Origin of the sequence: Lewinella sp. W8, assembly GCF_004375085.3 — a bacterium.
In the GTDB taxonomy this organism is placed as follows: Bacteria; Bacteroidota; Bacteroidia; order Chitinophagales; family Saprospiraceae; genus Neolewinella.
On sequence record NZ_SNAQ03000002.1, the window covers coordinates 219,604 to 233,624 of the forward strand.

General features: G+C 57.7%; 6 protein-coding genes. 4 read left to right on the top strand and 2 right to left on the bottom strand.

Going from position 1 to position 14,021, the window contains the following annotated elements; translation table 11 throughout:
• Positions 1-148 precede the first annotated feature (148 nt).
• Together E1J53_RS03440 and E1J53_RS03445 are read right to left on the bottom strand one after the other, a co-directional pair.
• The gene (locus E1J53_RS03440) at positions 149-1,963 is read right to left on the bottom strand and encodes an ABC transporter ATP-binding protein (protein ID WP_134271563.1); all 1,815 of its coding nucleotides are present in this window, start codon (positions 1,961-1,963) and stop codon (positions 149-151) included.
• A gap of 306 nt (positions 1,964-2,269) precedes the next feature.
• Positions 2,270-2,881: a DUF1080 domain-containing protein gene (locus E1J53_RS03445; protein WP_134271562.1), complete on the bottom strand. Its 612-nt coding sequence runs from the start codon at positions 2,879-2,881 to the stop codon at positions 2,270-2,272.
• Positions 2,882-3,278: 397 nt separating this feature from the next.
• Between E1J53_RS03445 and E1J53_RS03450 the strand changes: the two genes are divergently transcribed.
• The 4 genes from E1J53_RS03450 (at position 3,279) to E1J53_RS03465 (ending at position 13,973) form a co-directional block, all read left to right on the top strand.
• On the top strand, positions 3,279-6,419 hold the full coding sequence (locus E1J53_RS03450; RefSeq protein ID WP_154640125.1) for a glycoside hydrolase family 2 TIM barrel-domain containing protein: 3,141 nt from the start codon (positions 3,279-3,281) through the stop codon (positions 6,417-6,419).
• A 25-nt stretch (positions 6,420-6,444) separates the two neighbouring features.
• Complete coding sequence (locus tag E1J53_RS03455) at positions 6,445-9,414, top strand: Ig-like domain-containing protein (RefSeq protein ID WP_134271560.1); 2,970 nt, start codon at positions 6,445-6,447, stop codon at positions 9,412-9,414.
• A gap of 65 nt (positions 9,415-9,479) precedes the next feature.
• Positions 9,480-10,337: a family 16 glycosylhydrolase gene (locus tag E1J53_RS03460; RefSeq protein ID WP_134271559.1), complete on the top strand. Its 858-nt coding sequence runs from the start codon at positions 9,480-9,482 to the stop codon at positions 10,335-10,337.
• 219 nt (positions 10,338-10,556) lie between these two features.
• Entirely contained in the window at positions 10,557-13,973 is a 3,417-nt protein-coding gene (locus tag E1J53_RS03465) for a hypothetical protein (RefSeq protein ID WP_134271558.1), read from the top strand.
• The last annotated feature ends 48 nt before the right edge of the window (positions 13,974-14,021 follow it).

Here is a 14,021-nt window from a genome sequence, read left to right on the forward strand (position 1 = left end):
GAGGAGATAAGGGGCAGATCGAAGAAAGGCCTTCCAGTGCACCTCGAAGCGTGCCGGCCTGACGCAATCGGCCGTTTCCATTGAGCGTGCTAGAGGACCTAAACAGAAGAAGGGGGCGGCTCCCCTAATGGAGAACCGCCCCCGTCATTTAGGCGCTGACTTCCAGCATCTGGCTCTGATAGAGCTCGGCGTAGAGGCCGTCCCGCAGCAAGAGATCGGCGTGGGTGCCGGTTTCTACGATCCGGCCCTGATCCATGACCACGATGCGGTCGACGTTCCGCAGCGTAGACAGGCGGTGGGCGATGATGATGCCCGTCCGGCGGGCGTCGGCCAGTGCGGCATCGATGGCCCGCTGGATTTCCTTTTCGGCGACGTTATCCAGAGAACTGGTGGCCTCGTCGAAAATTACGATCGGCGCGGAGTCGGCTTCGAGGATGGCCCGGGCAATGGCGATGCGCTGCCGCTGACCGCCGGAAAGCTTGATGCCCCGTTCACCGACCGGCGTATCGTAGCCCCGCTGGGTTTCGAGGATGAAATCATGGGCCTGGGCCTTGCGGGCCGCCGCTTCGATTTCCTCCATCGTCGCTTCGGGCTTACCGTAGGCGATGTTTTCGCGGAGGCTTCGGTGGAACAGGCTGGGGTCCTGCGGCACCAGGGAGATTTTGGAGCGGAGGTAAGCCTGCCGAAGCGTGCGGATGTCTACTCCATCGATGGTGATGGCCCCTTCCTGCACGTCCATGTGGCGTTGTAGCAGGGTGACGAGGGTGGATTTACCCGAGCCACTGGGGCCCACAATACCCACTTTCTCGCCGGCTCCGATCCGGAGGTTGAAGCCCGCAAACACGGCCGCGCCTTCCGGATACCGGAAGGTGACGTTACGAAATTCCACGGCACCTGCGGTGAGCGCCCGGTCCTCGGCCTCCTCCTGGTCAAGGATATCGGGCGTCAGGCGGATGTGCTCCATGAATTTATTGGCGTCGGCGTAGGCCTGCGTCATGGCGTTGATCATGCGGGAGAAGTTCCACACCTCGTCGGAGATGTTGTTGGTGTAGTAGAGCACCAGCACGATCAAGCCGGGCGTGATGGCCCCCGTCTTCCAGTAATAGGCCCCCGTCAGCAAGACCGATACGTTGAGGATGATGAGCATAACGCCCTGCAATCCGTTGCGCCAACGACTCCAGTACTTGTTCCGGTGGCGGGCCCGGTGACGAACCTCATTGCGGCCAGCGAAGTGACTCAGCTCCCGGTCTTCGGCACCGAAGGTCTTGATCGTCATGGCGTTGCTGAGGTTATCGGCCAATAGGCCCGTCATGCTGGAGTTGAGCCGGGAAACGTTGCGCTCGTGTTTGAGCTTGCGACTGGACACCAATACGACCACCACCAGGTACAGCAGGAACCAGCCGACGATGCCCACCGCCATGAGCGGGAAGACGAAGCTGAGGGCAATCAGACTGCCGAAGAAAACGATCACCCACCAGAAGAAGGTGAAGGTTCCGTGGTCCATGAAGACGTCGAAGGCCGCCCGCATTTGCCGGTGATCGTTGAGCAGGGAGCCGGCGAAGTTGTTTACGAAGAACTTGCGGCCGTGCTGCAGGTAATCGCGGAACATGCCGTTCTCCATGCGCTTGACGGTCCCCAGGCGGAAGTAGTCGAAGAACCAGTCGCCGGAACGAAAGGCGCCGATCCGGATGGCGGCCAACAGGCCAACGATGACGATGTAGCTGATCAACGCGCCGTACTGCTGGCGACGAACTTCGGCGCTGGCCTCGACCATTCCATCGATGATCTTTTGGTAGTAGATCGGCGTCAGGATGTGGATGCTGACGATGCCGATGGCGTAGAAAAGGTAGATGCCCAGAAAGTACCAGCGGTAGGGATAGGCGGCACTGGCCCAGTAGCGCAGCATCTCCGAGAAACTTCGGATTAGCTCCCGGGCGGAAGGGGATTTTTTGGATTGGTCCATGGGGAGAAGGTTTTGTCGGGTTGTGGCCGACAACACCTGGGACCTTCGAAAAATTCCCCAAGGAGAGACTTTTTCTTCGGGAACAATGAATCAGGCGCAACCAGGTGATCCGACCAGTCATCCGGCCGTAAAACTGGGGCGTAAACCCATCGGATCAGGAGGCATCAAGTAAGCGCTGACAAATAGCTACTGAGTGCTCGACAAGAGGAATAAAGCGTTTTGGGCGCGAAGCGCAGGTGCAACGAAGTGGAATCCTCGTGTTCTGCCGGGATGCAATGCCTACCCCGTTAAAGCAGCGCAGCACCGCTACAACTTCCGCAGTTCAATGTTCCGCCAGCGCACCCGGATGCCACCGCCGTCGTGAATCTGCAGGGCTACCCCACCCTTTCCGGCGCCGATTTTCTCGTCCTCGATGTCAATCATTTTGGTGCCGTTGAGCCAGGTGGTGATCTTCGGGCCGATCGCCCGGATTTTCATCTGGTTCCACTCCCCCATCCGGAGGGCTTTATCCTTTTCCGGGTCCGGTTTGATGAGCCATCCCCGGCCGTAGGATTCATAAATCCCTCCCGTGTGCTTCCCCGGCGGGGCGACCTCCACCTGCCACCCGCTGACGCGGGTGCCTTCCACGGTGGAACGGAAGAAGACGCCACTGTTGCCGTCGGCCTCCTGGCGAAACTCCAGGGTCAGCTCAAAATCATCGTAGAAATCTTCGGTCGAAAGGTAGCCGTAGGCCGCATCCGGACCGCTCTCACAGATGAGTTCTCCGTTTTCCACGTACCATTTCTCGGTTCCGTGGGGCACCCAGCCGGTGAGATCTTCTCCGTTGAAGAGAACAATTTTTTGCGGACGGGTGCTACAAGCAAGGAGCAAGACGCTCAACCCGATAAGCAGCAACAATCGGAAAGACGACAGGATCATGAAGGCAAACGTTTGGTGGTCGGGCAAGATACAACCCCGGCTTGATGTGTCCGCGCCCTGGCGTACATCCGACAAACCATGCCGTTCTTCCGTCCCGAAAACAAAGAGTGCACCAAAGTCCTTTATCAACCGAAAGATTATGCTTATTTTCATACCCGCCCTATATTAAGAATATACCCACCTGACCAAACCTCCCACAAACCAATCCACCACAAATCACTGACTATCAGCCATCTACAAGACTTTTTCACTCCATCATATACAGCGCCTATGGCTACTGTATAGCGTTTGTATATACCAGAGAATCGGAATAAACACCAATATTTACAGCCTACCCGCAAAATTTTATTCCCCGACTGGCGCTCCACAGGGAATTTTTAACCAGTAAAGTCGAATCATGAAAGCACTATTCCTCCAGTTGCTACTCGTATTATCTGTAACCACCGCTTTCGCCCAGGCGCAGATGGTTACCGTCGAAGAAGACTCCGACGGCATCAGATTGATGGTTGATGGCGAACCGTTTATGGTCAACGGCATGAACTGGGATTACTTCCCGAGGGGCACCAACGTTTTTTACAGCCTCTGGGACCAGCCCGACGACATCATTCGCGCGGCCCTGGACGGTGAAATGCCCCTCCTGCAAAATATGGGTGTGAATACGATCCGGGTGTACACCGGAATTCCCGCCCGGTGGATCACCTACATCTACGAGAAGTACGGCATTTACACCATGCTCAACCACTCCTTTGGTCGTTACGGACTGACCATCGACGGTGGCTGGATGGCCAACACGGAATACGCCGATCCCCGCGTGAGGGAGTTGTTGCTGAAGGAGACCACCCAGATGGTGCAGGATTACAAGAATACGCCCGGACTACTGCTTTACTTACTCGGTAACGAAAACAATTACGGACTCTTCTGGGGCGGTGCGGAAACCGAAGATATCCCCGAAGAAAACGAAGCAGCGCTGATCCGGGCCCGGGCGATGTACAAGATTTTCAACGAAGCCACGCTGGCCATGAAGGCCGTGGACAGCTCCGTGCCCGTTGCCATGTGTAACGGTGACCTTCTGTTCCTCGATTTAGTCGTAGAGGAATGCCCCGACGTGGACATCTACGGAACCAATATGTACCGCGGTGTATCCTTCGGGGATGCCTTTGAGCGGGTCCGCAGTGAATACGGCAAGCCCATCCTCTTTACGGAATTTGGCGCGGACGCCTTCAACGCCGTTACCAACAGTGAAGACCAGCAGGCCCAGGCTTACTACATGGTGGGCAACTGGAAAGAAATTTACGCCAATGCCGCCGGTCTCGGCCTGGCCCAAAACTCTCTGGGGGGCTTCACCTTCCAGTTCAGTGACGGATGGTGGAAATTTGGCCAGACCGACAACCTGGACGTTCACGACAACAATGCCTCCTGGAGTAACGGCGGTTACGCCCACGACTTCGTCGAGGGTGAGGACAACATGAACGAAGAGTGGTTTGGTGTCGCGGCTAAGGGGCCCACCAACGAGCGGGGGTTATACAACCTCTATCCGCGGGCCGCCTACTACGCCTTGAAAGAAGCCCATCAGTTTAATCCCTACCGGGAGGGGGTAACGGTAAACTCCATCGAGCAGTACTTCAGTGGCATCAACCTGATGGACGCCGTCAGCAAGGCCCGCGGCGACAAGGCCGCCATGATGACCGAACAGGCGAGTAAAATTCAGCTCAGCCGACTGAGCGCGGAGCTTTCCACCTTCAACACTGGTGGCAGTCTGGTATCCACCCCCAAGGAAGATGACCCCACCGACAACGTCTTCCCCAACGCCCAGGGATTTGACCATATGCAGTCCTTCTTCGTGGGGGTCTCGGCAAACCCGAATCCCAGTTTCCGGGCGAACGTCGAGTTCAACATTCTCGGGAACGTAGCCCAGAACCCGATCAACGAAATCTTCTACGAGAACCGGGGACGCCCCATCGAAGTGAACACCACCATTAATGGACTCGTAACCCAGGGCGACGTAAACCGGGTGGCGGTTTACCGTGCCGACTTTAACTGGGCCCACGAGAAGTTTGACATGAAGGGCTTCTACCGAACGGGGCACTACCACTGGGGTTACGAAGGCGACTTCTTCAACCTTTACCCCGAAGCCAACTACGGGCCGAACATCGACATCTACAACGGCAACGCCCCCCTTGGTGTAGAATTCGAGGGTAAGAAAGAATTTAAGGGATTAACCGTAGCCATGGGTCCGGAACTGTGGTGGGGAGCCAACCCCGCCGTGCTGGTTAAGTACCACCGCGAAGTCATGGGCATGGAGGTTACGGGTATCTTCCACGAAGACCTGCAGGACCGGCAGCAGTCCGAAAGTTCATTCGCCATCCCTCAACCCCGGACGCGGCGCGCTACCCTGCAGATCGAGAAGGAAATGGGCCCGTTCACCCTCCAGGCCGGTGGTATTTGGGGCGGTAGTCCGCTGATCGGCCGCGAATTCCAGATCGTGGACGGCGAAGCCGGCGACTACACCGTGTACAAAGATCAAATTGAAAGTAGCGACAACTGGGGGGGTAAGCTAAAACTTACCTACTCCAAAGGTCCCATCAACTGGTACGCCCAGGGGGCTGCCCAGGGGCTGGTGGCCAACGGTGGTGCCGACCCCACCCTCACCTTTACCGGGTGGAAGCTCAAGGACAGCGGCAGCGGAAACATGTACAACTTCCTGACCGGTTTCACTTACCTCGTCGGCGATCTGCAAATTGCTCCCAACTTCCTCTGGCAACGCCCCATTGAGGATCCGATTCCGGGGGACGTGGACGGCCCCGGTCGCCCGCGCAACATTCTCGATGATCCCTTCGTCGTCCGCGGTGGTAACCGCGAACAGGTTGCGGGCGAAATCCTGTTTACCTACGATCCCACTCCGGGCACCTTCATGTACCAGTGGGACAACGACCGCGCGGAAGACGCCAAGTTCGCCATGAGTGCGGGCTTCGTATTCCGTCACCTCCCCACGACCCAGGATGCCTCCATCGGTATCCTCCCCGACGGCCGGACGTTCTTTGCCTTCCCCGGTGCGGCTCCGGCCGATGACCTCTGGGAGGCCCACGCCAGAATCGTTTCCAAAGCAAACAAAGAGCTGGGGGTAGTAGCCAATATCTACACCGGTACCGCTCAGGCCAACGGAGACAGTGAGCGGACCATCCAGCGCTTCGGCACGGACGTCCGGCTGATCTACAAGCGACTCAAGCTCATTGGGGCCTTCCGCCTGAATGACTGGGGACCCTACGATTATCACCGGGACTTCAACCAGACCTTCCCCACCCAGATGTCGCTGGACCTCTCCACCACGCTGGGTAAGGCCCGGTGGCTGGCCCTTCCCGAAACGAAGCTCGGCATCATGGGTATTTTCCGTACCCTCGACGAATTCTCTCCCCGCTACTGCCCGACCCGCACCATCGGCCCCGATGGCATCCTGGCCTGCGACGCCATGGCACCAGGCTTTGCCAACGGTAACGAATGGGAAATCCGTACTTACCTGCACGTAAACATTTTCAAGTAAGCTATCACCAATAAAATCACCAGAAATGAATAAGATTATCAACAGCTTCGGCAGGTTACTGCTTGTGGGACTACTCGTTTTCACCTTCAGTTGTGAACGTGATCTGGAAGAGCTCGAACTGGCCACCTTCCCCGCTAACGGACTCGTTTTTGACGATACGTTCAGTGCTGGCCTACGGGAATACTCCGCCTTTGGCGGTTCCAAGCTGACCGGTTTCCAGGTAGTCGATGAGGTGGCCTTTGCGGGTACCTCCTCCATGCAATTTGAAGTGCCCGATTTTGAGGATCCGGGTGGTGCCTTTGTGGGTGGAGCCTTCATTCCCGACGGGGCACGTGACCTGTCCGGATTTAATGTGCTGACCTTTTATGCACGGGCCTCCGAAGCCGAATTTATTGGTGAGATTGGCTTCGGGAATGACTTTGGCAGTAACACCTACGTGGCTTCCATTACCAACGTGCCCGTGACCACCAACTGGAAAAAATACTACATCCCCATTCCGGACCCCTCCAAGCTGACCGCCGAACGTGGGCTGTTCTTTCTCTCGGAAGGCCCCGACGAGGAAGGCCGGGGATATACTTTCTGGATCGACGAAGTACGCTTCGAGAACCTCGGTACCGTCGTGCCGGTAAATTCCGGCATCTTCAACGGAGAAGAACTGACGGAGACCGTAGAGACCGGCGCCGTATTTACCGCCAATGGATTCGTAACCTACAACCTGCCTACCGGCGTCGACCAGCGTTCCTCTGCTTCGCCCGCCTACTTTGAATTCACGTCCTCCAACCCCAGCGTGGCCAGTGTGGACGCGAACGGCATCGTGACGGTACTGGACGCCGGCGAGGCCGTCATCACCGCCAGCATCGACGGCGTGGAGTCCGTCGGTTCCCTTTCAATCACCTCTACCGGTGACCCCATCCTCCCCGCCGGCCCCGCCCCCACGCCGGAGGTACCCGCCGATGACGTGATCTCCCTGTTCAGCAACGCCTACCAGGACGAACCGGTAGACTTCTACAACGGGTTCTGGGAGTTCTCTACTACCCAGTCCGCCATCGTGCAGGTGCAAAGTGATGACATCATCCGTTACAGCCAGCTCAACTTCGTGGGCATCCAGTTCACTTCACCGACGATCGACATCTCGGCCATGAACCGGGTCCATCTGGACATCTGGACGCCCGACCCCACCCCCGCCGGCGCGGAATTCAAGGTGCTGCTCGTGGACCTCGGGGCCGACGGCAACTTCGGCGGCAATGACGACTCCTCCTTTGAGGTGACCTTCACGCCCCCTACCCTGCAATCCGAACAGTGGGTAAGCCTCGACCTTCCCCTGTCCGACTTCCCCGGACTGACCGGCCGAACGAACCTCGCCCAGGTGGTCCTCTCCGGGAACCTGCCCAACATTTTCATGGACAACCTCTACTTCTACAACGATGGCGGCAATACTGGTGGTGGTGACGATGAGCCCACCATGGCGGCACCCACGCCCTCCCGTAACGCCGCTGACGTGATTTCCCTGTTCAGTGACGCCTACGATGACGTACCCGTGGACACCTGGCGCACCGAATGGTCCGTCGCGGCCTTTGAGGACGTCAACGTCGACGGAAACCCCACCAAAAAGTACTCCGCACTGGACTTCGTGGGCATCGAAACAGTAAACAGTCCGGTGGATGCCTCCAACATGACCCACCTGCACATGGACGTTTGGTCGGGCGACTTCACCTTCTTCGCCGTCAAGCTGGTTGACTTCGGCGCCGATGGCGCCTTCGGTGGCGGTGACGACGTCGAGCACCAGATCGACATCCCCATGCCCGCCCAGGAGCAGTGGATCAGCTACGATTTCCTTCTGGATGACTTCGTCAACCTGACCACCCGGTCTAACATCGCCCAATACATCCTGGTGGGACAGCCCTCCGGAGCCAGCACCGTCTTCGTGGATAACCTGTACTTCTACAACGACGATGGCGGTGGCAACCCCACCGAACCGACCATGGCCGCCCCTACGCCAACGGAAGACGAAGCGGACGTCATCTCCCTCTTCAGCGACGCCTACACCGACGTGAGCGTGGACACCTGGCGCACCGACTGGTCGGCCGCCACCTTTGAGGACGTCATGGTCGCCGGTAACGCCACGAAGAAGTACTCCGACCTCGACTTCGTGGGCATCGAAACCGTAATGAATACCGTGGACGCCAGTGAGATGACCAACTTCCGCATGGACGTCTGGTCCGGCGACTACACCTTCTTCGGGTTCAAGTTGGTTGACTTCGGCGCCGATGGCGCCTTCGGCGGTGGCGACGACGTTGAGCACCAGATCAATATCGAAATGCCCGACCAGGCCCAGTGGGTCAGCTTTGACTTCCCGCTGGATGACTTCACCGGACTAACGACCCGGTCCAACATCGCCCAGTACATCATCGTCGGCCAACCCACGGGAGCGACGACCATCTTCGTGGACAATATGTACTTCTACAACGGCGACGGCGGTGGCGGTGGAGACCTCACCGAACCCGACACCCCCGCTCCCACACCCTCCTTCGACGCGGCAAACGTCATCTCCATCTTCAGCGATGCGTACACCGACGTGACGGTAGATACCTACCGGACGGACTGGTCCTCAGCAGATTACATGGATTTCATGGTTTCCGGAAACGCCACCCTTCAGTACAGCAACCTGGACTTCGTGGGCATCGAAACGGTAGCCAGCACGGTAGACGCTTCCAACATGACGCACTTCTCCCTCGACGTTTGGTCGGCCGACTACACCTTCTTCGCCATTAAGCTGGTTGACTTCGGTGCCGACGGCGCCTTCGGCGGCGGTGATGACGTGGAGCATCAGGTGGAATTCACCATGCCCGCTCAACAGCAGTGGGTGACGCTGGACATTCCGCTGAGTGACTTCACCAACCTGACCACCACCTCCAACATCGCTCAGTACATCCTGGTGGGCCAGCCTACCGGCGGCACGACGGTGTTCGTGGATAATATGTTCTTCCACAACTAATTCCTTCCGGGCCTGAATCCATAACCAAACGCTCCGCTAACCCGGGGCTTCAAATAATAAAGCGCATGCAGTATTCCATCAATATTCGACGGAGCCTCTCCACGCTCCGGTTTTTCCTTCCCCTGACCGCCGTCTTACTGGTGTTTTCCGCCTGCGAGGTAGACGAAGAACAGCAACTGGAGCAACGCAATTATAGCCTGGTCTGGAGCGATGATTTTGACGGCGCCGCCGGTGAATCCCCTGATCCTAACAACTGGAACTTTGACATCGGAACCGGCGATAATGGCTGGGGCAACCAGGAGCTTCAGTTCTACACGGACCGCACCGAGAACGTATCCATGGACGGCCAGGGCAACCTGGTCATTACCGCCCGGCGGGAGACCTTCGGCGGGATGCCCTTCACCTCGGGCCGCATCACGACCAAGGATAAGTTTGAGCAGCAGTACGGTCGCTTTGAGGCCCGCATGAAAACGCCCTACGGGCCCGGCATCTGGCCGGCCTTCTGGCTACTGGGCGCCAACATCGACACCTCTCCCTGGCCCCAGTGTGGCGAAATTGACGTCATGGAGCTTCGCGGACAGGAGCCCAACAAGATCGCCGGCAGCCTGCACGGTCCGGGCTACTCCGCCGGCGATGCCGTGACGAGCGACTTCGCACTACCAAACGCCCGTTTCGACGATGACTTCTACATCTTTGCCATCGAGTGGGGTGAGGACTACATCGATTACTTCGTCAACGACCGCCTCTACCAGCGCATCACGCCCGAGGACGCCGACGGAGAATGGGTGTTCGACGCTCCGTTTTACATGCTGCTTAACGTGGCCGTGGGCGGCACCTACGTGGGCTTCCCCACGAGCCAGACGCCCTTCCCCCAGCCGATGATCATCGATTACGTCCGGGTCTACCAGCAAACCAACAGCTAGGCCTTCCGAGGCTCCTGGCCACCGGCATTTCCCCGGCACCTGCGCTTGACGCCCAAAAAATTGTGAAGATTAGGGCGACGGAGCGCAGGTGCCGGGTTAAACTCCTAAAACAACGTTGACCACCCCATGGCTTCGCCACCGCTGCGAACCGCATTTGTGGTGCCCGCCAAGTATTTTTTCCCCTAACCAGACCACCCAACGATTAAATCACACAAACTCATGGTCGAGATCCAACAGGTAAGCATTAACGGACAGGCTTTCTACAAAATGACGAATAGCGACGCGATGCGTCCGTTCTTTATGAGCATTGTCAGCGATGTGAACCACTGGATGTTCATCTCCAGCAACGGCGGCCTTAGTGCCGGTCGGAAAAACGCCGAATACGCGCTGTTTCCGTACTACACGGACGATAAGATCACCGAATCCGCCGAAATCACCGGCAGCAAATCCATCTTTCGGGTCGAAAAGGAAGGTAACACCCATCTCTGGGAGCCCTACAGTATTCGGTACCGTGACCGCTACCAAATAAGCCGTAACCTCTACAAGAGCATCTACGGCAACGAGATCATCTTTGAGGAGATCAACCACGATCTGGAGCTGGCTTTTCGGTACCAGTGGAGCTCCAGTAACCGCTTCGGGTTCGTGCGTACCGCCACGCTGAAAAATTTGGCCGACAGCAAAATATCCGTATCTGCCCTGGACGGGGTGCAGAACATTGTCCCCTACGGCGTGGGTAGTGAACTCCAGAACCGCTCCAGTAATCTGGTGGACGCCTACAAGCGCAATGAGCTGGACCGGGCTTCCGGCATCGGCATCTTTGCCCTGAGTGCGATCATCGTAGACAAAGCCGAACCCAGCGAGGCGTTGAAGGCCAATATCGTGTGGTCCCTCGGGCTCGAAAATCCAACCTACCTGGTTTCTTCGCGCCAACTGGAGGCCTTCCGCAACGGAGAAACCCTCCGGGAAGAGACCGACGTAAAGGGAGAGAAGGGAGCCTACTTTGCCCATCAACAACTGGAGCTTGCCGCGGTAGGCCAGCAATCGTGGACGATGGTGGCCAACGTCAACCAGAATCACGCCGCGGTGGCCCGACTGCAGCAAGCCCTTGAGCACCCTCAGCGCCTGGAGGTGGAGGTGCGCGAAGACGTGGCACTGGGCACGAAACGCCTGGTTGGCCTGTGTGCCGCGGCGGACGGCATTCAGCAGACCGCTGACTCCAAGCGGGATACCCGCCACTTCTCCAACGTGCTGTTCAACATCATGCGTGGAGGCATATTTGACGACAACTACAACATTGAGCGGCAAGACTTCCTTCCCTACCTGAAGAAAGCCAACCAGGCCGCCTTTGCGGCCCACCGGGAGCTACTGGATAGCCTGCCGGCCATTTTCACCCTGGAAGAACTGAAATCCCTCCTGGAGCAATCCACTGATCCGGATTTCCAGCGACTATGCCTGGAATATCTCCCCCTGAAATTCAGTCGGCGTCACGGTGACCCCAGCCGCCCCTGGAACCGCTTTTCGATCAACACCAACAGTGAGATTGACGGCTCAAAAATCCTGGATTACGAAGGGAACTGGCGGGATATTTTCCAGAACTGGGAGGCGCTGGCCTACGCCTATCCGGAGTTCATCGAGGGGATGATCAGCAAGTTCGTCAACGCGACCACCTTTGATGGCTACAACCCCTACCGGGTAACCAAAGACGGTTTTGACTGGGAGACCATTGAGCCCGACGACCCCTGGTCCTACATCGGGTACTGGGGAGATCACCAGATCATCTACCTGCTGAAATTCCTCGAACTGATCGAGAAACATCAGCCGGGTCAGTTAGAGCGTTACTTCTCGCGGGACTTGTTCGTGTACGCCAACGTTCCCTACAAGATCAAGTCGTACGAGGACATTCTGGCGAACCCCAAAGACACCATTGATTTCGATCAGCAACTGGACGCCGCCATCCGGAAGCGGCGGAAAGAAATGGGCGCCGATGGCGCCTTGCTCACCGACCGCAGCGGGGACATCTACCGGGTGAACTTTATGGAAAAATTACTGGCCACCCTGCTGGCCAAGCTTTCTAACTACATTCCCGAAGGGGGCATCTGGATGAACACCCAGCGCCCGGAATGGAACGACGCCAATAACGCCCTGGTGGGCAACGGCGTCTCCATGGTCACGCTGTACTACCTGCGTCGTTTCCTCAACTTCTTCGACGGTTTACTGGATCAGGCGGCCGACGGCCCCTACGCCGTATCCCGGGAACTGAAGGAACTTTTTGAGCAGATCACCGCGACCCTGTCCAGTAACGAAAACCTTCTGCAGGGTTCCATCAACGACAAGGATCGCAAGGCTGTCCTAGACGGCCTCGGGAAGGCTGGCGACCGTTTCCGGACCACCATTTACCAGGAATCCTTTTCCGGCGAGAAGGAAAAGCTTTCCCGGGAAGAACTCCGGGCGTTTACCCGGACGGCCCTGGCCCACATTGACCATTCCGTTCGGGCCAACCGCCGCGAGGACGGCCTTTACCACGCCTACAACCTCATGACGCCGGAGCCCCAGGGCGTATCGATCAGTTACCTGAGCGAAATGCTGGAGGGACAGGTAGCCGTACTGAGTGCGGGATCGCTGACGCCCACCGAAGCCCTTTCGGTACTGGATGGTATGAAGCAGAGCGCCTTATTCCGTCCGGATCAGTACAGCTACATCCTGTACCCGAACAAGCAGCTTCCCGGCTTCCTGTCCAAGAATGTAGTTCCCGCCACGGCGGTCGACAACTCCCAGTTGCTGAGCAAGATGGTAGCAGCCGGAGACGGGCGCATCGTGGAGCGGGACGTCCACGGGGCGTACCACTTCAACGGCAACTTCAAAAATGCCGCGGACCTGGGGGCCGCACTCGACACGCTGGAGGATCCCACCTACGCCAAGCTGGCCGAGGCGGAGCGCAAGCAACTCCTGGGCGCCTTTGAGGCCGTCTTTAACCACAAGGAGTTCACCGGTCGATCGGGCACCTTTTTTGGCTACGAGGGGCTGGGGTCCATTTACTGGCACATGGTATCCAAACTACTGCTGGCCGTTCAGGAATGCTGCCTCGACGCCATCGAGCAAAATGCCAGTGCCGAAACTACGGGCCGGCTGCTGGAGCACTACTACGAAATTCTGGAGGGGATCGGGGTTCACAAATCCCCTACCCTATACGGGGCTTTCCCGACGGATCCCTATTCGCACACACCGGCAGGAAAGGGTGCCCAGCAACCCGGCATGACCGGTCAGGTAAAGGAAGACATCCTGAGTCGGATTGGCGAACTGGGCGTGATCGTGCACCGGGGGCAGCTCACCTTCCGTCCGGATTTGTTGCGAAAGGCGGAATTTCAGACATCCGCCACCGAGTTTGAATACGTGGATTTGGCGGGCAAACGCCAAAGCATTGACGTGCCCGCGAAGTCTCTCTGTTTTACCTACTGTCAGGTGCCGGTGATTTACTCCATCTCCGGAGAAGAAGGGTTAGACATCCACTTTACGGACGGCAGGAAAGAATCCCTCCAGGGAGCAAGTCTGACGCAGGACTACAGTCGGCACATCTTCCAACGGACCGACGCCATCCACCACCTCCGGGTGAAGCTGGCCGAAAGTAGCCTGAAATAGTTCACTCCAAACGATGAACAGTAAAACAGAACTCATGCAAAAAATTCA